At 48.2% G+C, this 20,207-nt stretch carries 20 protein-coding genes; 7 read left to right on the top strand and 13 right to left on the bottom strand.

The genetic code is table 11. From position 1 onward, the window contains the following. Positions 1-31: 31 nt before the first annotated feature. The 3 genes from fieF to PSI17_RS04020 all read left to right on the top strand — a co-directional run bounded on the left by fieF (position 32) and on the right by PSI17_RS04020 (position 3,396). Positions 32-931, top strand: coding sequence for a CDF family cation-efflux transporter FieF (gene fieF, locus PSI17_RS04030; protein WP_273550737.1), 900 nt, complete (start codon positions 32-34; stop codon positions 929-931). Between the two features lie 156 nt (positions 932-1,087). After that, positions 1,088-2,065 (top strand): 6-phosphofructokinase, encoded by a 978-nt coding sequence (gene pfkA / locus PSI17_RS04025; protein ID WP_273550736.1) that lies wholly within the window; start codon positions 1,088-1,090, stop codon positions 2,063-2,065. A 356-nt stretch (positions 2,066-2,421) separates the two neighbouring features. Continuing rightward, a complete protein-coding gene (locus PSI17_RS04020; protein WP_337927201.1) occupies positions 2,422-3,396 on the top strand; it encodes a sulfate ABC transporter substrate-binding protein in 975 nt (324 codons plus the stop codon). A 120-nt stretch (positions 3,397-3,516) separates the two neighbouring features. On the opposite strand, the gene tpiA is transcribed toward PSI17_RS04020, so the two are convergent. Then, positions 3,517-4,284, bottom strand: a complete 768-nt coding sequence (gene tpiA, locus PSI17_RS04015; protein WP_273550734.1) for a triose-phosphate isomerase — start codon at positions 4,282-4,284, stop codon at positions 3,517-3,519. Between the two features lie 88 nt (positions 4,285-4,372). After that, the gene (locus PSI17_RS04010) at positions 4,373-4,993 is read right to left on the bottom strand and encodes a DUF1454 family protein (protein WP_273550733.1); all 621 of its coding nucleotides are present in this window, start codon (positions 4,991-4,993) and stop codon (positions 4,373-4,375) included. 71 nt (positions 4,994-5,064) lie between these two features. Between PSI17_RS04010 and PSI17_RS04005 the strand changes: the two genes are divergently transcribed. Next, the gene (locus PSI17_RS04005; RefSeq protein WP_273550732.1) at positions 5,065-5,514 is read left to right on the top strand and encodes a DUF805 domain-containing protein; all 450 of its coding nucleotides are present in this window, start codon (positions 5,065-5,067) and stop codon (positions 5,512-5,514) included. A gap of 38 nt (positions 5,515-5,552) precedes the next feature. Here the strand turns inward: PSI17_RS04005 and fpr are convergent, their stop codons facing one another. Then, entirely contained in the window at positions 5,553-6,299 is a 747-nt protein-coding gene (fpr, locus tag PSI17_RS04000; protein WP_273550731.1) for a ferredoxin--NADP(+) reductase, read from the bottom strand. A 376-nt stretch (positions 6,300-6,675) separates the two neighbouring features. On the opposite strand from fpr, the gene emrD reads away from it, so the two are divergent. Then, positions 6,676-7,863, top strand: a complete 1,188-nt coding sequence (emrD, locus tag PSI17_RS03995; protein WP_273550730.1) for a multidrug efflux MFS transporter EmrD — start codon at positions 6,676-6,678, stop codon at positions 7,861-7,863. A 115-nt stretch (positions 7,864-7,978) separates the two neighbouring features. On the opposite strand, the gene glpK is transcribed toward emrD, so the two are convergent. Both glpK and PSI17_RS03985 read right to left on the bottom strand, forming a co-directional pair. After that, positions 7,979-9,502 carry a glycerol kinase GlpK gene (gene glpK / locus PSI17_RS03990; RefSeq protein ID WP_273550729.1) on the bottom strand — a complete coding sequence of 508 codons (1,524 nt, stop codon included), beginning with the start codon at positions 9,500-9,502 and terminating at the stop codon, positions 7,979-7,981. Positions 9,503-9,521: 19 nt separating this feature from the next. Continuing rightward, positions 9,522-10,319 carry an MIP/aquaporin family protein gene (locus PSI17_RS03985; RefSeq protein WP_273550728.1) on the bottom strand — a complete coding sequence of 266 codons (798 nt, stop codon included), beginning with the start codon at positions 10,317-10,319 and terminating at the stop codon, positions 9,522-9,524. 318 nt (positions 10,320-10,637) lie between these two features. Here PSI17_RS03985 and zapB point away from each other — a divergent pair, with 318 nt between their 5' ends. Next, positions 10,638-10,880: a cell division protein ZapB gene (gene zapB, locus PSI17_RS03980; RefSeq protein ID WP_273550727.1), complete on the top strand. Its 243-nt coding sequence runs from the start codon at positions 10,638-10,640 to the stop codon at positions 10,878-10,880. 47 nt (positions 10,881-10,927) lie between these two features. Here zapB and rraA read toward each other — a convergent pair whose 3' ends face one another. The 7 genes from rraA to priA form a co-directional block, all read right to left on the bottom strand. Continuing rightward, positions 10,928-11,449, bottom strand: a complete 522-nt coding sequence (gene rraA, locus PSI17_RS03975) for a ribonuclease E activity regulator RraA (RefSeq protein WP_273550790.1) — start codon at positions 11,447-11,449, stop codon at positions 10,928-10,930. 108 nt (positions 11,450-11,557) lie between these two features. After that, entirely contained in the window at positions 11,558-12,475 is a 918-nt protein-coding gene (locus PSI17_RS03970; RefSeq protein WP_273550726.1) for a 1,4-dihydroxy-2-naphthoate polyprenyltransferase, read from the bottom strand. A 130-nt stretch (positions 12,476-12,605) separates the two neighbouring features. After that, positions 12,606-13,937: an HslU--HslV peptidase ATPase subunit gene (gene hslU, locus PSI17_RS03965; protein WP_273550725.1), complete on the bottom strand. Its 1,332-nt coding sequence runs from the start codon at positions 13,935-13,937 to the stop codon at positions 12,606-12,608. An 11-nt stretch (positions 13,938-13,948) separates the two neighbouring features. Further along, on the bottom strand, positions 13,949-14,479 hold the full coding sequence (gene hslV / locus PSI17_RS03960; RefSeq protein WP_273550724.1) for an ATP-dependent protease subunit HslV: 531 nt from the start codon (positions 14,477-14,479) through the stop codon (positions 13,949-13,951). 137 nt (positions 14,480-14,616) lie between these two features. Beyond that, positions 14,617-15,417, bottom strand: coding sequence for a cell division protein FtsN (gene ftsN / locus PSI17_RS03955; protein WP_273550723.1), 801 nt, complete (start codon positions 15,415-15,417; stop codon positions 14,617-14,619). A gap of 71 nt (positions 15,418-15,488) precedes the next feature. Next, positions 15,489-16,514 carry a DNA-binding transcriptional regulator CytR gene (gene cytR, locus PSI17_RS03950; protein ID WP_273550722.1) on the bottom strand — a complete coding sequence of 342 codons (1,026 nt, stop codon included), beginning with the start codon at positions 16,512-16,514 and terminating at the stop codon, positions 15,489-15,491. A 263-nt stretch (positions 16,515-16,777) separates the two neighbouring features. After that, positions 16,778-18,976 (bottom strand): primosomal protein N', encoded by a 2,199-nt coding sequence (priA, locus tag PSI17_RS03945; protein WP_273550721.1) that lies wholly within the window; start codon positions 18,974-18,976, stop codon positions 16,778-16,780. Positions 18,977-19,275: 299 nt separating this feature from the next. Between priA and rpmE the strand changes: the two genes are divergently transcribed. Then, the gene (gene rpmE, locus PSI17_RS03940; protein WP_273550720.1) at positions 19,276-19,491 is read left to right on the top strand and encodes a 50S ribosomal protein L31; all 216 of its coding nucleotides are present in this window, start codon (positions 19,276-19,278) and stop codon (positions 19,489-19,491) included. A 109-nt stretch (positions 19,492-19,600) separates the two neighbouring features. Here rpmE and metJ read toward each other — a convergent pair whose 3' ends face one another. Beyond that, positions 19,601-19,918: a met regulon transcriptional regulator MetJ gene (gene metJ / locus PSI17_RS03935; protein WP_273550719.1), complete on the bottom strand. Its 318-nt coding sequence runs from the start codon at positions 19,916-19,918 to the stop codon at positions 19,601-19,603. Positions 19,919-20,207: the final 289 nt, after the last annotated feature.

The following is a 20,207-nucleotide window of genomic DNA, read 5'->3' as shown; positions in this document are numbered from 1 at the left end:
GACTGACGGAATAACTAAAAGGCGGTAGTCAATGAATATAAATTATGGGCGATGGGTCAGTTCTGCGGCGTTGGCGGCCACGGTACTGGCCAGTGTGCTGTTGATCGTGAAAATTTTTGCCTGGTGGTTGACGGGTTCGGTGAGTTTATTGGCAGCGCTGGTGGATTCATTGGTCGATCTGGCGGCTTCCCTGACGAATTTTTTTATCGTGCGCTATTCTCTGCAACCGGCTGATAAAGAACACACTTTTGGGCATGGTAAAGCTGAATCACTGGCGGCTTTGGCGCAAAGTATGTTTATTTCCGGTTCGGCGATTTTCCTGTTTTTGACGGGCTTTCAGTCCCTGTATTCCCCCAAGCCGCTGGAACATGCGTCGATAGGGATTTGGGTGATTGTCATTGCCCTGATTTCTACGCTATGTTTGGTGACGTTGCAAAAATGGGTGCTCAGTAAAACACAAAGTCAGGCGATCCGTGCGGATATGCTGCATTATAAGTCCGACCTCCTGATGAATGGGGCGATTTTGGTGGCGTTGCTGTTGAGTTGGTATGGCTTTAAACGTGCGGATGCGCTCTTTGCCTTGGGGATCGGGGTCTATATCCTCTACAGTGCGTTACGGATGGGCTATGATGCCGTACAATCTCTGCTCGATCGTGCCTTGCCGGATGAAGAGCGGCAGGAGATTATTGAGATTATCCGGAGTTATCCCGGTGTGGCAGGTGGGCATGATTTGCGCACTCGTCAATCAGGCCCGATTCGTTTTATTCAGTTCCATCTGGAGATGGATGATAATTTGCCCTTGGTGCAGGCACATGCGTTGGCCGAAGGGATTGAAAATAAATTGCGGAACAGATTCCCAGATGCCGATATTATTATTCACCAAGATCCTTGCTCTGCTGTAGCTGATGAGTATAAAAACCGTTGGGACTGACGGAGAATTTATCCATAATCAAAAGCGCATCAAAAAATAGACATAATCTTAATGCAGAATAGATGTTTTTCCGTATCATAGACGGAGTTGAATCAATTCAGCTATGCAGTGACAATCAGGTTTCGCAAATATTATATCGACAAGTCAGAGGTCATCATGATCAACAAGATTAAAAGAATCGGAGTCTTAACGAGTGGCGGTGATGCGCCTGGCATGAACGCCGCTATTCGTGGTGTTGTTCGTGCCGCTTTAACCGAAGGGTTGGAAGTCTACGGCATTTATGATGGCTATCTGGGGTTGTATGAAAACCGCATGAAGAAGCTGGATCGCTTTAGTGTTTCCGACATGATTAACCGCGGCGGTACGTTTTTGGGATCAGCCCGCTTCCCGGAGTTCCGGGATGATAAGGTGCGGAAAACTGCCATTGAAAACATGCGCAAAAATGAGATCGATGCGTTAGTCGTGATTGGCGGTGATGGTTCTTATTTGGGCGCGAAAAAGCTGACTGAGGCAGGTTTCCCTTGTATCGGCCTGCCGGGAACGATTGACAACGATGTTGCGGGCACCGATTACACCATTGGTTATTTCACGGCGCTGGAAACGGTGGTTGAAGCGATTGACCGTTTGCGTGATACCTCAACTTCCCACAAACGCATTTCGATTGTTGAAGTGATGGGGCGTTATTGTGGTGATTTGACCTTATCGGCGGCAATCGCGGGTGGCTGTGAATTTATTGTTCTGCCTGAAAATGAAGATCCCTTCGATCGTGAAGAATTGCTGGCTGAAATTAAAGCCGGGATTGAAAAAGGCAAGCGTCACGCGATTGTGGCCATTACTGAACATGTTTGCGATGTGGCTGAGCTGGCAAAATATATTGAAGCAGAAACCCGCCACGAAACCCGTGCAACGGTATTGGGGCATATCCAGCGTGGGGGTGCGCCTGTCGCTTATGACCGCATTCTTGCTTCCCGCATGGGGGCGTATTCTGTTCAACTGCTGCTGGAAGGGCATGGTGGTCGTTGTGTGGGTATCCAGAACGAGAAACTTGTTCATCACGATATCATTGATGCCGTGCAGAATATGCAGCGTGTCTTTAAGAAAGAGTGGCTGGAAACGGCGAAAAAACTCTACTAATCCGTGCTTACCTGCCAAATCCTATTTTGGAGACAGCCCTATCCTGTGGCTGTCTCATTCCTCATATTCTTCTTGTGCATAAGCAGAAATTTAAAATTATTTCTGCGTCATCGCGCTTTCTGTCAGTTTTTGTACTTGCCGTATTTCAAGAGGCATTGATTATCGCCCTGCGGCGTGGGAGATAATCATAAGCGGTTTTCGTCTTGCGGGCTGCAACTTGAAGTTTATCGGATATAAGGCGAAATCATAATAACTTAGGGGAAGGTGTGACTGTGGTGATAAATGCAAGGGGTATAAATACAGGCTCAAGATGGGCAATGACAAAAAAGTATTATGTCGTGGCGGCGTTATTCTTGATGGCCTTGGCGCTGACACCGCTGGCTAATCAGGCATGGGCAAAAGAGCTGCAATTATTGAATGTCTCCTATGATCCGACCCGTGAACTGTACCAGCAATATGATGAGGCATTCAGCGAATACTGGCGCAACAAAACAGGGGACAATGTGAAGATCCGCCAATCACATGGTGGTTCAGGCAAGCAGGCCACTTCCGTCATTAATGGCCTTCAGGCGGATGTCGTCACGCTGGCACTGGCTTATGATGTGAATGCCATTGCCGGGCGTGGAAGCATTGATAAGCATTGGATCCAGCGTCTGCCGGATAATTCAGCACCTTATACCTCCACCATTGTCTTTTTGGTGCGAAAAGGAAACCCGAAACAGATAAAAGATTGGCCGGATTTGATCCGTCCCGATGTTGCTGTAGTGACCCCGAATCCGAAAACGTCCGGCGGCGCACGTTGGAATTATCTGGCGGCCTGGGGTTATGGATTAGCGCATAACAATCAGGATCAGGCCAAAGCCAAAGGGTTTGTGAGGGCACTCTATAAAAATGTGGAAGTGTTGGATTCCGGTGCACGCGGTGCCACGAATACGTTTGTGGAGCGTGGAATTGGCGATGTATTGATTGCTTGGGAAAACGAAGCCTTACTGGCGATGAATGCGCTGGGCAAGGGGAAGTTTGACATTGTAACGCCGGGCATGTCTATTCTGGCGGAGCCAACGGTTTCTGTTGTCGATAAAGTGGTTGATAAACGGGGAACGCGCGAGCTGGCGACAGAATATCTGAAATACCTTTATTCTCCGGTTGGGCAGGAAATCGCGGCCAAAAATTATTATCGTCCGCGTGATAAAGCCATCGCAGAAAAATACCGCACCGTTTTTCCTGCTTTGAAGCTCTTTACGATTGATGAAGTTTTTGGCGGTTGGGATAAGGCGCAGAAAGCACATTTTGCCACAGGCGGAACTTTTGACGAAATTATCCGGCGTTAGCCATGGAGCAGATTACTGGGCAGGGATTACTGGGTAGATTGGAGAATTTAGATTACACGAGAAAAACCGCCACAAAGAATGCTTCGTGGCGGTTGCGTCATTTTTCTGTTCTGTAAAAAATTACGCTTTTTTAGCTTCTGCTGCGGCCTTGACGATAACGGCAAAAGCATCTGCTTTCAGTGATGCGCCACCGACCAGCGCACCGTCGATATCGGGTTGGGTGAACAGCTCGGCTGCATTGCCGGCGTTCACTGAACCGCCATATTGAATAATGACTTGTTCAGCAATCGCAGCATCTTGTTTTGCAAGATGGTCACGGATAAATTTATGCACGGCTTGGGCTTGGGCAGGTGTTGCAGATTTGCCGGTGCCAATGGCCCAAACAGGTTCATAGGCAATCACGGTATCTTTGAATGCTTCTGCGCCCAGCGTGTTCAGGACTGCATCAATTTGGCGTGCGCAGACGGCTTCAGTCTGGCCTGCTTCATTTTCTTGCTCAGTTTCGCCGATGCACAGCACGGGGATCAGGCCTTGCTCTTTCAGGACAGCGAATTTCTTCGCAATGAATTCGTCGCTCTCTTTATGGTAAGTGCGGCGTTCAGAGTGACCGATAATGATATATTTTGCACCGACGTCTTTCAGCATTTCTGCGGAAGTTTCGCCCGTGAAAGCACCCGAAAGATTGACGCCAACATCTTGTGCGCCCAGCGCAATGCGGCTACCCGCCAGGGCATTTTTTGCCAGAGAAACATAAACTGTTGGTGGTGCGATAGCGACGCCACAGCCGTCAACATTGCTCAGTTCTTTACGCAGGCCTGCAATCAGGTCGTTAACCATATGGGTACTGCCGTTTAATTTCCAGTTACCCATTACTAATGGATGTCGCATATTTTTCCCTCCAACCAGAAAATAATCAAATTGCGAAATGAATGCACAGTATAAAGATCATCGACGCGAATAGCTCTGCGTCGTGTCACTAATTTTCATTTACTGATGTGTCAGATAGCGATAGCTTAATCGGTTCAATTGCGAAGGTCATTATATTTTCGCTGCTGTTGACGATGATATAGCGTATTGCACCCATTTTCTGACTGAAAGCCGGGCGGTTTTCTGCTGCCTGCAAGAGCTTTTCCAATTGAATTTCAGCTTGCCCGAGGGAAAGCGTGGGTTCAAATTGGTTGATCAGTGCGGTGATATATTTCTTTGCCAGTAAGTGGTTTTGCGCATTCTCTCGTTTATGTTGTGAGGGCAGCAGGGTAATTTGCAGGCTTTTAATCTTTTCACTGCCCCGTTCCAGTACTGCCGAAGAGTAAATTTTGTCATTGATTTTACTGGCGGCGCGGATAAAAGGCTGCGAAATATCTTTGCTGGCAATCACCCGGTATTCGTATAACGGCGTGTCAGGGTGATTTTTGTTGTATTTTTCCCGAAAAGTGGGAATGGTGTCTTCGAAAGTCGGGGAATTCGGCAGTAGATACATTAACGGTGAGTTTATTTCTGGTATGACAGAAGGCTCATTGGCGGCGGCGGGTAATGGTAAACCGATGCCAAAAGCGATTAATATTGTCACCAGAAGTTTATTTATGTCTGTTTTCATTTTGTTACTCACTGAGTTAAATCCTGGAAAAACAGCATCCACACAATTGGAAAATCATTGGAAAAGAGTACATGACATTACAACAATGGGGATTTTCATTCAAAGGCCGAATTGGACGACGAGAGTTTTGGCGCGGCACAGGCATCTGTTTCGTTTTGATCTTTACGCTCCTGACACTGCATGGCATGAATATCCTCCCGATAAATTATGCGGCGGTGGGTATTGCTTTGCTATTGTATCCAACCGCGGCGATTTTTTCGAAGCGTCTGCATGACCGGAATAAACGGGGTAGCTGGGGGTTACTATTTGCGTTGGCGTGGATATTGCTGTCCCTTGACCTGAGCACAATGGCACCGATATGGCAGTGGGGAATTGGTCGTTTTGTCCCGACACTGATTTTTGTCATGATGATATTGGATTGCGGGGTATTTCGCGGAACGGAAGGCGCTAACCGTTTTGGTGAGATGGCAGAAACGGTTGATTATATTTCTGCCAATAACCCTGCTCAAAAACGCCGGTAAGTTTATGGTGGGTGCCGTGACCAGCCATCATGAGCTGATTACCAATATTGCTCGCTGGTGATATGGCCGGGTTTACGGCGCAGGTGTTTTGCCATATTACGCTGCTCTTTTAACCGTTGCTGGGTATCCCTGACCATTTGGGGATTCCCGCACAGCATGACATGGCTGTTTTCTGCCTGAATCGGTAAGCCGACCGCCGATTCCAGTTCGCCATTTTCAATTAACGCCGGCATTCTGCCCATCAGTGAATTTGGCCATGGTTCCCGGCTAACGATGGTCTGTATTCTCAGTTTACCCTGAAATTTTTTCTCTAATGCTTGCATCATGGGTAAATAACTCAAATCTTTTCCCCATCTGACCGCATGAACCAACACGATATTGTCGAATCGTTCCAAATCGATGCCTTGCTGGAGGATAGAAAGATAAGGGCCGATGGCGGTGCCGGTGGACAGCATCCAGAGTGTTTGGCTGTCAGGGATCTCATCAAGGACGAAAAACCCCGCCGCTTGCTCTGTGACCAGCAGTTCATCCCCGGTTTTTAGTGCCGCCAATCGGGGGCTGAGTTTTCCTTGCGGAACGGTCACCAGATAAAATTCCAACTGATTGTCATCGGGAGAGTTGACGTAAGAGTAAGCGCGTTGGATGCGCTCCCCTTCAATTTCCAGTGCCAGTTTTGCAAATTGCCCGGCAGTGAATTTTTCGATTGGCGCATGAATTTTGATACTGAAAAGCGAGTCAGTCCAATGGGTGATGTCGGTAACTTGTCCTGTAACCCAATTTGCCATGACGATTAACCTCTCTACACAATGGGGGATGAATTAACGATGTGAATGAATATTGCATGAATTGATAATTTTTTGTGACGATTCTACGTGATTACTGGAAATAGCATTATCGATTACGTGTTACGGTGTAATTGACTGGATATCTGCTAATATTATGGTTGAATATGTACACTTTTATTGACATTAATGGGGGATATCCCTGCAATTTTTTCTTCATGTAAAATTGTATACTGCAAAGAAAAAATATAGATTTGCTCATTGAATCCTATCTAATGAAATCAGTGCGTCAGGTGCCTTAAATAAGCGCTTGAGGGTTTTACTGTGGCTGATGATTAATTATTCAATTATTTTCAATGGGTTATTTTGTATAAATGCGATGAAAAAAATAGAACACGTTAATTTGTTGTTGATGCTGATTGCCCTGACTGCGGTAGGGCAGATGACGCAAACGATCTATGTGCCAGTCATTGCTGATATGGCGAGTGATCTTAACCAGCCTGCGGGAGAAGTTCAGCGGGTGATGGCGGCCTATCTGTTTTCTTACGGATTTTCGCAACTCTTTTATGGGCCGCTGTCTGACAAAGTAGGGCGACGTCCTGTAATTTTGGTGGGCATGTCCATTTATCTGGTGGCGACGCTATGTGCCCTGTTTGCCCCGAACTTATCGGTATTGGTGATTGCGAGTGCATTACAGGGGTTGGGCACCGGGGTTGCGGGGGTGATGGTGCGGACCATGCCGCGGGATTTATATACCGGCCCGACATTGCGTTATGCCAATAGCCTGCTGAATATGGCTATCTTGGTGAGTCCCTTGGCTGCTCCCATGATTGGTGGGATGGTTGCCCACTATTTTGGTTGGCGTGCCTGTTATGTGTTCCTATTGGTGTTGGGGGCTGTCGTTGCGTCCTTTCTGGCTCGGCATTTACCGGAAACCCGTCCTACAGGGACTAAACGGAGCACGATGTTGGTTTCTTTCCACCAGTTACTCTCTCATGGCCCCTTCGTCTCTTACCTGATCATGCTGGTGGGAGGGTTGGCCGGGATTGCCGTTTTTGAAGCCAGCAGCGGCGTGTTGCTGGGGGCGGTGTTGGGGCTGGATAGCCTGACGGTCAGTATCTTGTTTATTCTGCCAATACCGGCAGCGTTTTTTGGCGCGTGGTATGCGGGGCGTGAAAGTAAAACATCTTACCGACTAATGTGGCAGTCGGTGATCTGTTGCTTGTTGGCGGGGATCTTGATGTGGTTGCCCGGCTGGTTTGGTTTTATGAATCTCTGGACGTTACTGATACCGGCTGCGTTATTCTTTTTTGGCGCCGGTATGTTGTTCCCATTGGCAACGACCGGCGCAATGGAACCCTTCCCTTATCTGGCCGGCGCCGCAGGGGCTTTAGTGGGGGGATTGCAGAATGTCGGTTCAGGTGTGGCAACGTGGCTGTCGGCAATGTTACCGCAAAATAGCCAGTTTAGCGTTGGCATGCTGATGTTTTCCACGTCGCTGCTGATCCTGTTTTGCTGGCTGCCCATTTCCCAGCGGCACCCGCGTCAGGAACATCCCGTTTCGTAACATCGGCTAAAAATGATCGCTTTTTTAAAAGCTCTGGCAACGTGTATAAACCCTGCCAGAGCTTTTTATTGGCTTAATGCTATTGTCTTAATGCTATTCGCTTAATATTCTGCGGTTACGCGCGATCTTCCCAATCCTGGGCACGGGCAACGGCTTTTTTCCAACCATTATATTTATGGTTGCGTTCAGTCGTTTCGATGCTTGGGCGGAATTCTTTTTCGATGACCGCCTTACTTTTCACTTCATCCAGATCTTGCCAGAAGCCGACGGCCAAACCGGCAAGGAAAGCCGCACCTAACGCTGTGCTCTCACGCACTTGTGGGCGTTCTACACGGGTGCCAAGGATATCGGACTGGAACTGCATCAGGAAATTGTTGGCGACAGCCCCGCCATCTACGCGCAGGGATTGCAAGCGTGTCCCTGCATCAGCCTGCATCGCGTCCAAGACATCGCGGGTTTGGTAAGCGATGGATTCCAATGTGGCACGAATAATATGATTGCTATTGGCACCACGCGTCAGGCCGAAAATCGCCCCGCGGGCGTAAGGGTCCCAATAGGGTGCACCGAGGCCGGTAAAGGCAGGCACAACATAAACGCCATTGCTGTCTTTGACTTTGGCCGCGAAGTATTCTGAATCTGCGGCATCCGCAATGAGTTTCAGTTCATCACGCAGCCATTGAATGGACGCGCCTCCGACAAATACCGCGCCTTCCAGTGCATAATTGACTTCACCACGTGGCCCACAGGCAATCGTTGTCAACAGGCCATGATTGGAACGAACAGCGTCTTTGCCGGTGTTCATCAGCAGGAAGCAGCCGGTGCCGTAAGTATTTTTTGCCATGCCGGAATGCACGCACAGTTGCCCGTACAATGCGGCTTGCTGGTCACCTGCGATCCCCGCGATAGGAATGCGCGTGCCGCCTTTACCGCCGATATTGGTTTGTCCATAAACTTCGGAGGAGGCGGCGACTTTGGGCAGCATGACGCGAGGGATCCCCAATTCATCAAGGATTTTCTGATCCCAGTCGAGATTATGGATATTGAACAGCATGGTACGGGAGGCATTGGTGTAATCGGTCACATGTACGCGTCCCTGAGTCATTTTCCAGACCAGCCAGGTATCGACTGTACCGAATAAAAGTTCACCATTTTCAGCACGCAGGCGGACACCTTCAACATTGTCCAAAATCCATTTTATTTTCGTCCCGGAGAAGTAAGGGTCAACCACCAAGCCGGTATTGTGACGGATGTATTCTTCCAGACCGTCTCTCTGTTTCAGTTTGGTGCAAATGTCTGCCGTCCGGCGGCATTGCCAGACAATGGCGTTATAAACCGGTTTACCCGTTTCTCTTTCCCAGATAATGGTGGTTTCTCGTTGGTTTGTGATACCAATGCTGGCAATCTGGTCAGAACTGATATCCGCTTTTGCCAGCACTTCAACTAAGGTGGAGCTTTGGCTTGCCCAGATCTCCATCGGATCGTGTTCCACCCAGCCGGGTTTGGGATAGATTTGCGGGAATTCACGCTGTGAGATACAAACAATATTGGCATTGTGATCAAGTACAACGGCTCGTGAACTGGTCGTGCCCTGATCCAGTGCAACGATATATTTTTTTTCAGTCGTATTTTCTGTTGTCATAACGATAACCTGGTTTTATTCAATCATGGCGCGGTAAATGGCGGGCAATCAGTTTGCGGTAGCCAAAAGCACCTAACATCGCGCCAACAATAGGAGCTACTAATGGAACAAGGCAATAAGGAATATCCCGGCCTCCGGTCAGGGCAATGTCTCCCCAGCCAGCCAAGTAAGCCACTAATTTGGGGCCGAAGTCACGCGCCGGGTTCAGGGCAAATCCAGTCAGGGGGCCAAATGAACCTCCGATCACCGCGATGAGAATACCGATTAACAGCGGTGCCAGAGGCCCCCGTGGTATGCCATTACCATCATCTGTCAGCGATAGGATCAGGCACAGCAAAACGGCCGCGATGATAACTTCAATGATAAACGCATGGAGTACGGAGATCGGTGCGGCAGGGTAAGTAGAGAAAACGCCGGCGGTAAAGAGACTTTCCTGCGAGCCGCGAACGATGTTGTGAACTTGCTCATAATCCAGGAAAAGGTTGTAATACATCATGTAGATGATGAGTGCTGCGACAAAGCCACCGAACATTTGGGCAATGATGTAAGGCAACACTTTTTTTCTGTCAAAGTTGGCAAATAGGCATAAAGCAAGGGTCACGGCGGGGTTAAGGTGTGCGCCTGAAACGCCGGCAGTGAGATAAACTGCCAGGGCGACACCAAAGCCCCAAATGATGCTGATTTCCCATAAGCCCAGTTGCGCTCCTGCGACCCGGGCAGCAGCGACGCAGCCTAAGCCAAAAAAAACGAGCAACGCAGTCCCTAGAAATTCGGAAATGCATTGACCTGATAGTGTTGGAGTTGTGGTCTGGCTCATTTCTATATCCTATAAAAAAGTACAGGGGAGAGAGTGTAATTATTAGCCCCTTCTTGTGTACTAAGAGAAAGGTGCCTGTGAATTTATCGTTAATGCGCGTAAACGAGAAATAGCGAAATTGAAATCTGCGTGTTGCGTCAACAAAATGAGCGAATTCGCATGTGTTTGGTGTTTTATTGAGCTTGCCAAATGTGATCTTATAGACATTTGAGTTTGGTCACTATATTTAGCGTTATGCCGCACATTGAAAGGATGCAACTAGACAGACGTTAATAGGCTAAATACAATCAATACATTGCTTACAAGAGGGGCCCCAGAATGTCATTTGAAGTTTTTGAAAAGCTAGAATCTAAAGTTCAGCAGGCGATTGATACCATCACTTTGCTGCAAATGGAAATTGAAGAATTAAAAGAAAAGAATGCTGTCTTATCTCAGGATGTCCAGAATATGGCAGACAGCCGTGATTCTCTGATTCGTGAAAATGAGCAGTTCAAACAAGAACAAACTGCATGGCAAGAGCGCTTACGCACTCTGTTGGGTAAGATGGAAGATGTGCAATAAGGCATCCGATGGCTTAGCTGAAAAAGGGCGATAATTGCGCCCTTTTTTTACCTGTTATCATCGTCACTGTCTTCATCCAGCGCTTCGTCCATCTCCAGGGGGACATCTGATAACACGATGCCGGTATTATCTGCGTAAAGATAGTCACCGGAGAAGAAGGTGACGCCACCGAAATTCACCCTGATATCACTTTCTCCCACCCCTTCACTATTGGAGCCGGCAGGAATGGCAGCCATGGCTTGAATACCAATATCCAGTTCTGCGAGATAATCGACCTGACGCACTGCGCCATAGACGACAATGCCTTCCCACTCATTATTGACAGCAAGTTGAGCCAGTTCGGCATCAACGAGTGCTTTGCGTACCGAGCCGCCGCCATCAACGAGCAAAATGCGACCATGTCCATTTTCTTCAAGTAAATCATAAAGAAGGCCATTGTCTTCAAAACATTTCACCGTGATGATCTGACCACCAAATGAAGTACGCCCACCAAAGTTGGAGAAGAGTGGCTCTACCACGTTTATATCTTCTTGATATGTATCACAAAGTTCGGAAGTATCATATTTCATGGGATTGACGTCTGGTTTATGCAAGGAACGGACAGTATATCCTTTTAAAGCCAGTGTTGGCAAAATCATCAATCTTAAAACGGATGTGTAAAATTGAAGTTTACTCGCTTAATTAAGTACTAATCCAATGGAAAACAGGATATTGGTCAATAATGCCGCTTTGACCATTTGTACTAACTTGGAACGCATCCCTTCCGGTGTGGGATCACGCAGGACTTGCGCTATCTGTGTTAACAACAGGGGAAAAGCAAGCAAGAACAACCAACTCAACCAGCCATTCAGGTATAGGAGCGTGAAGACTATCAGGCAGAGCATGGCAGTGATCAGAAGAACAGCATGGTAATAGCGCGCCTTTTTTCCTCCCAGCCGGACAGCCAGCGTATTTTTGCCATTTTGGCGGTCACTTTCGATATCGCGCAGGTTATTGATGTTCAAAACCGCCACCGCGAGTAAGCCACTGGCGGTAGCGGGCAAAAGGGTGCTGATGGAAAAAGTACCGACTTGCAGATAGTAAGTCCCCAGTACACTCAAGTAGCCGAAGAAAATCAGCACGGAAATATCCCCCAATCCCAGATAGCCATAAGGACGGGTGCCCACGGTATAAGTGATCGCTGCGACAATCGCCAGTAGCCCCAGGGCCAAGAAACCAAGTATGTCGCTCGGGCTATTGCAGGCGACAGCGATAAGGGCAATGCCGGATAAACAAGAGAGCAGCACCGTGATCTTCAAGGCATTTTTCATCTGTCTTGCGGTAATCAGACCTTTTTGCATGCCACGCATCGGGCCAATGCGTTCTCTTGTATCACTGCCTTTGACAACATCACCGTAATCATTGGCAAGATTGGAAAGAATTTGCAGCATGGCGGCGGTTAATAATGCCAGTAACGCAACAGGCCATTTGAAATGCCCGGTCCATGACGCAAGGGCTGAACCCGTGATGACGGCAGCAACGGCCAGTGGAAGCGTTTTGGGGCGTAAACTTTCCAGCCATGCCTGTATCTGGCTGATAGACGTTGTTGGGCTCATATTGTCACTGTTTGTCATTATGATTGGTGTAATTAATTTTATACCATCGAACATAGTAAAATGGGAGGCTAAAAGCCTCCCATGTTTAATCGATCCGGCGAGTTGTCGCGAATCAAGCCAATCTGACTGGTTATAAAATAAACCGGCTCAAATCTTCATCTGCAACCAGCTCATCCAAGTGCTCTTTGACATAATCAGCATTGATTTCAACGGATTGACCATGACGTTCACTGGCGTCGAAAGAGACATCTTCCATCATACGCTCAAGCACAGTGTGCAGACGACGGGCACCAATGTTCTCAGTTGTTTCATTGACTTGCCATGCGGCTTCGGCAATTTTACGGATACCGTCAGTGGTAAATTCGATATTCATGCCTTCCGTTGCCATCAGGGCCTTGTACTGTTCAGTCAGTGAAGCATTAGGCTCAGTCAGGATACGTTCAAAGTCTTCTGTGGTCAGGGCTTGCAATTCAACGCGGATTGGCAGGCGGCCTTGAAGCTCTGGGATCAGATCGGAAGGGCTGGAAACCTGAAATGCGCCGGAGGCGATAAACAGGATGTGATCCGTTTTGACCATGCCGTGTTTCGTGGAAACGGTACAACCTTCAACCAGCGGCAGCAGATCGCGCTGAACCCCTTCACGGGAAACATCCGGGCCGGAAGTTTGACCGCGTTTACAAATTTTATCGATCTCATCAATGAAAACGATACCGTGTTGTTCAACCGCATCAATCGCCTGTTGTTTCAGCTCTTCAGGATTGACCAGTTTTGCGGCTTCTTCTTCGACCAGCAACTTGAATGCGTCTTTGATTTTCATCTTGTGACTTTTTTGACGCTGGCCTGCCAGATTCTGGAACATGGATTGCAACTGATTTGTCATCTCCTCCATGCCCGGCGGTGCCATGATTTCAACGCCAACGGGAGCGGCTGAAACTTCGATTTCAATTTCTTTATCGTCTAACTGGCCTTCACGCAATTTCTTGCGGAATGCCTGACGGGTTGAAGATGGCTCAGGCTGGGATTCTGTCTGTCCCCAGTTATTTTTTGCCGGTGGCAGCAGGACATCCAGAATACGCTCTTCGGCTAATTCTTCTGCGCGATAACGATTCTTCTCAATGGATTGCAGGCGCACCATTTTGACGGCGGCATCAGTGAGATCACGAATAATGGAATCAACTTCTTTACCGACATAACCCACTTCGGTGAATTTAGTGGCTTCAACCTTGATAAAAGGCGCGTTGGCCAGTTTTGCCAGACGGCGGGCAATCTCGGTTTTACCGACACCGGTTGGGCCGATCATCAGAATATTTTTAGGCGTGACTTCATGGCGCAGTGATTCATCTAACTGCATGCGACGCCAGCGGTTACGCAGGGCAATAGCAACTGCACGTTTTGCTTTGTCCTGACCAATAATGTGATTGTTGAGTTCGCTGACAATTTCGCGAGGAGTCATTTCAGACATACTATCTATCCTTACGCTTTCGAAGGCAGTTCTTCAAAGTTGTGATTATGGTTGGTGTAGATGCAGATATCGCCGGCGATAGTCAAAGCGCGTTCTGCGATTTCTCTGGCGCTGAGTTCGGTTGTTTCCAGCATGGCGCGGGCAGCCGCTTGTGCGTATGACCCACCGGAACCAATAGCGATCAGGTCATTCTCTGGCTGGATCACATCACCGTTACCCGTAATGATCAGGGAAGCACTTTCATCTGCGACAGCAAGCAGGGCTTCCAGCTTGCGCAGCATGCGATCCGTTCGCCAGTCTTTGGCTAATTCAACGGCAGCCTTGGTCAGATGCCCTTGATGCATTTCGAGTTTTCGTTCAAACAGCTCGAACAGCGTGAACGCATCAGCAGTACCGCCGGCAAAACCCGCGATGACTTTGTCATTGTAAAGGCGGCGGACTTTGCGGACATTGCCTTTCATAACGGTATGGCCCATTGTTGCTTGTCCATCACCACCGATGACGACTTTGCCATTACGGCGAACACTTACGATTGTAGTCACGAGTTAGCCCCTGGTTACAAAATAGAAGAGGGTACACACGGCGCATTAATGGGTTATCCCACAATTGGCTGTGCATTGCTGATAAAAGCACCATGTGTAAGTTATTAGAAATTAAGATGGGGGAGCTTTCCGCTTTTTCAACCCCCGGCAGGGCGGAGAATACAGCCGGGTACACCCGCAACGGCAACACGTTCGCGCATCTTTTCAGCACTGGCCCTATTTTTATAAGGACCAAGCACAACACGGTGCCAATTGTCTTTCGTGGCAATCTGGCTTTCAATGCCGGCGAATGCAAGGCTGGCACGGACAGATTCTGCCTGTTCCATGGTGCGGAAAGAGCCGCATTGTAGCATTAATTTTGCCTCGTTTGTTTCAGGCTTTTGCGCTGACAAAGCCGGTTCGGTTTGCCGCTGGGCATGTTGCTGCTGAGCATAGTCAGATTGAGGTGCCGGCGGATTGATCAATACCCGTGAACGTGGAACAGATTCACTGTTATAAGGCACCTCTTTCAGTGAAATAGGTGGCTGGCGCATGTCGGCCTGCATTTGTTCGAGTAGCTGTTTCTGTTCTGGTGTTAATTGGGACGCTTGATTGAACGGTTTATTCAACGGCGCATCCGGTTCTTGCAGGGAAGATTGATTAACAGGCCGATTTTCTAATTCCTTGATATAACTCCAACGCTCTTCGGGTTTTGGTGGCAGGCCATCTCCCTTGGTTTGAGGGTGGGGCTGAGGGGCATCCCGTACACTTTCTTCTTGCTTATTGCTTTCCTGCTTATTGTGTACGATGAAATAAAGCCCGCCAATAAACGTGACCACCAAGGCCATTGCAATGGCTAATGGAGTTTTGGGGAATCCTTGAGCCTGATTTTTTTTCTTACCAGTACTTTTCCGACGGGGATTGTTACGCCCGCGACTCACATAATCTCGTTGTGCCACTGTTTAATTCACTGAGTTATTAAAAAATGAAGGAATGAATAACTAATGTTACTTAACCTATTGTTATTTGCCTAGCTTTTAGGCGAACAAGTACTTGCACGAATGATCAATTCTGTCTCCAATAATCTTGAACCTTTAGCAACTAAGCGGCCTTGAAGCTGTTCCAGCAATAACAGGATGGCATGGTGCCCAATTTCATAACGGGGCTGTTTCACTGTGGTTAGGGCTGGTTCGCAATATTGTGCGAGGTTTAAATTATCGAAACCGACAACAGAGAGATCTTCTGGTAATTTTAACCCCATTTTTTTAGCTTGCCACATTGCGCCCATGGCCATGACATCACTATGGCAGAAAATAGCACTTGGCGGCGCTGGCAAAGTCAGCAGGGTTTCCGTCAATGTCGCTCCGCTTTCATGGGTAAAATCACCGCGGATAATATACTCTTCGCGAATTTCTTCCCCTGTACGCCGTAATGCCTGAATGTAACCTTGCAAGCGATAGTGGCACAGTGGCATGGTTTCCGGTCCGGTAATGCAGGCGATGTGTTTGTGTCCCAGTTTTTGCAAGTAATGGGTCGCATTGAAGGCGGCTGTCAGGTTGTCTATATGGACGGTGGGAAGTTCCAGTTCCGGAGCGAATTCATTCGCCATCACTATGGGGGGGAGGTTTTTCTGCTCTTCTTTGGAAACATCAAAAGGAATGTTGGAACCCAGTAGCACCATACCATCAATGCGTTTGGTGATCAGAAAATTGATAAAGGCATGTTCTTGTTGCTGCTGATGTTGGCAATCCCCGATCAGAACCAAGTAACCGTGTTCAGCTGCGGTTTCTTCGATGCCTCGAATCACGTCAGTAAAAAAAGGATCACTGATATTGGGAACGATAACCAAGATAGTTCTGGCGTCATTGCGGCGTAAATTTTTGGCCAGGCTGTGGGGATAGTAACCGACTTCTAATACCGAATTTTCAACCTTCTGGCGAGTACGGGCAGAAACTTTATCAGGATTCATTAGCGCCCTTGATACTGTTGCGGTAGAAACACCCGCCGCTTTGGCAACATCTTTCATGGTTGCCAACGCGCCATTCTTTTTTTCCATAGTTCACCCCTTACTCCCCACTGACCGCGAAACGATTGCTATCTGGATTGCTAAAAAAACGCCAGTCATTCCTGAGGGGGGCTGGCGGGTTTATTTTCTACAACAATATTAATAAGTTCATTTTAAACTGATTAATCGATCCATCCGTTACTTTGTTTGCATTAAAAATGTGATATGAATCATTTCTTAGAGGTACTTCGCAAATTAGAGAAATAGTTATCTCTGTTTTTCAGCAACGGTTTGCCTGATAACGTCCCGCCTAATCAACCTTCAGTGGGATCAACATCAATATTCCATTTCACTTTACGCGCCTGTGGCAACGCGGTGATCTGGGGATAGATTCCGGCCATCATTTTCTGTAGGAAAATGCGGGAAGGGTGCTGAATCATCAACTGCCAGCGATAGCGGCCGCCACGTTTGGCCTGTAGTGCAGGTACTGGCCCCATGATCCATAAATGGTCATCATAATGTGGATGATGTTCAAACAGTTGGCGCATTTGTTGCAAAAATGCGGGCGCTTGCTGATTGTCATGATCTTCGGTGCGGAGCAGGATATGGCTCACAAAAGGGGGAAGGTGAACTTGTTGGCGCTCTTCCATTGCTTGCCGGGCAAAGGCATCGTAGCCTTTTTCCAATAATATTTGTAACAACGGATGTTCAGGATGGTGGGTCTGGAGGACAACTTCCCCCCGTTTTCCCGCTCGTCCTGCCCGACCGGAGACTTGGGTATAGAGTTGGGCAAAACGCTCGGCTGCCCGAAAATCCGCAGAAAACAGGGCACCATCAACATCCAGTAAGGCGACCAGCGTCACATCCGGGAAATGGTGACCTTTCGCTAACATTTGCGTGCCAATCAAAATGCGGGCATCCCCCTGATGCACTTCTGCCAGTTGCTGCTCCAGTGCTCCCTTGCGGCTGGTGGTATCACGGTCGATACGGGTGACCGGGATCGAGGGAAACAGCTTGGTAATCCCCTCTTCAAGCTGCTCAGTGCCCAAACCAACAGGAATTAAGTGAGTGGAACCGCATTGCGGGCATTGGCGCGGAATCGGGCGCTGGCTGTCACAGTGATGGCAACGCAGGTGGCGATGGCTCTGGTGCAGGGTGTAATAGTGATCACAGCGTTGGCAGGCTGCGATCCAGCCACATTCGTGGCAAAGCAGGGTGGGGGAATAACCACGACGGTTCAGAAACAGGATCACCTGATTGTCAGCCTTGAGGTGCTCACTGATGCGATTGATCAGCGGTTGTGATAATCCAACCGTCAATGGCAAGCCTTTCAGATCCAGTAAATGCTGGGTTGCGGGTTGGGCGTGGCCTGCCCGTTGGGTTAAGGTGAGTTGGCGATATTTACCTTGCTGCACATTATAGAGCGTTTCCAATGCGGGGGTGGCGGAACCCATAATGATCGGAATGCCCTCTTTTTTCGCCCGAAATACCGCGAGATCGCGGGCATGATAGCGCCAGCCTTCTTGCTGCTTGTAAGAGCTGTCATGCTCTTCATCAATAATGATGACGCCCAGATGGGCGAAGGGAGTAAACAGGGCAGATCGTGTCCCGATGACAATGGCATTGTCCCCTTTTTTCGCTTTCAGCCAAACTGTCAATCGTTCACTGTCATTCAGGGCTGAGTGCAGGGCATCAACGGGTGCGTTGAAACGTTCCCGGAACCGACGGATAGTCTGTGGGGTCAAACCAATTTCGGGGACTAAAATGAGCGCCTGTTTACCTTGGGCAAGAATATTCTCCAGCACACTGAGATACACTTCCGTTTTACCTGATCCCGTGATACCCGCCAATAGCCACGGAGAAAAGGTCTGATCTTCTGCCCGGATAGCGCCTACCGCAGTCGCTTGCTCGGTATTCAGGGTTAACCGTTCTCCGATCGTCTTAAAATTTACCCGCCAGTTTTCAGCTTCGGGTTGGATGGGATGCAGGGCGATCAGTGATTTCTTTTTCAGCGATTGCAGGGCGCTTTCACTTAACCCCAATTCAGCGATCTGGTAACGATAAATGGGGTGTTGGTGCAATGCGGCCAACGCTTTCTGTTGTTTTGCGGAACGCTTGAGCTGTGTCAACGGGAGTTCACGACCCGCCTCAGTGACTTGCCATTGCCAGAGCGGAGAAAACTCCGCAGGGTTTCCCTGCCGTAACAAGACGGGCAGGGCATGGAACAAAACTTCCCCCAGTGGATAGTGATAATAGTTGACCGCCCACTGGAGCAATTGCCAGAGATCGTTGGGGAAGAGGGGCTGGGCATCAAGGATGGCGGCAATAAATTTGAGTTGTTCAGGAGGAAGTTCGCTGCTGTCCGCGATCCCCGTGACGATACCAATTGCATTACGCTGACCAAAAGGCACGCGTACACGTACACCGATAGCCGGCAAAGGTAATTCTGCCGGCAGTAGATAATCAAATGTGCGGGTGAGAGGGACAGGTAATGCCACCTGAACAACGGTCATAAGGCGATTTCCGGATAATTAATGGTCAGACGAAAGTTGCTGATTATCTCCCCGCTTTGCGGGGAGATAATCAATACATCCTGAAGTACGACGAGTCTGTAAAAAATAGATAGCGATAAGGGTATCATAGCAAATCGGCAGATTTCATTGCGCAATAAACAGATATTCTGTATGATCCGCCGCCTTTGGTATAGAAATTACCGATACTTATTTTTATCAACACGATTTTTATCAACACGACGTGTGGTGTCTGGTGGTAACAAGACTGGATAGCGACACGGCCTGAACAGAGGTTTCCCATGAAAGAAGGTATCCATCCTAAGTACGAAGAAATTACTGCATCTTGTTCTTGCGGTAATATCATCAAAATCAATTCTACTGCTGGTCACAACCTGAACCTGGACGTTTGTGGTGAATGCCACCCGTTCTACACTGGTAAGCAGCGTGATGTTGCGACCGGTGGTCGTGTTGATCGCTTTAACAAACGTTTCAGCGTTCCAGGCGCTAAAAAGTAATGACTTTTTTCGGTCTGTCATCAAGACAGGCCGGAGAGTTAATACAAAGATAGTTAAAACAAGAGTTAAAACAAAAACGCCCGATGTTTTGCATCGGGCGTTTTTGTTATCAATATTCCCATGTCTCAGGATCGATACCAAGCTCACGCATCATGATTTTCGCTGCCTCTGGGATTTCATCATAGCGCTCTTTACGCAAATCATTGTCATTAGGCAACGGTTGTCCAGTGAACGCATGGAGAAAAGCCTCACACAACAGTTCGCTGTTTGTTGCATGACGCAGATTGTTTACCTGACGGCGGGTGCGTTCATCAGTCAGTATTTTCAATACCTTTAGCGGGATTGAGACTGTAATTTTTTTGACCTGTTCACTTTTTTTGCCATGTTCAGCATAAGGGCTGACATACTCACCATTCCACTCAGCCATGAGATACCTTAAATAATTTTTGAATCAATTAATTGAGACCAGCATTGAGATCAGAAGTTGGAGGGAATTTCTGACCTGTTTTCATGTCGATAATGCGCTAGTCTAGCATAATTCGCCGCCTATCGACTATACGGCTACTTGAAGTTCATAGGATAGAGAAAGTGTAATGACATTCATTGAATTGTGGTATTAAACCGCAAAACATTTTGGATGTCAGGGTAAACGGGTCTAAATTGACCGATGCGACTAACTGTGTGTATGCGGTACATAGAGCTATAGCTGAATCAAT

Origin of the sequence: Xenorhabdus sp. IM139775 (genome assembly GCF_028598745.1) — a bacterium.
Lineage (GTDB): Bacteria > Pseudomonadota > Gammaproteobacteria > Enterobacterales > Enterobacteriaceae > Xenorhabdus.
This window is presented reverse-complemented; position numbering and strand designations above follow the sequence as displayed.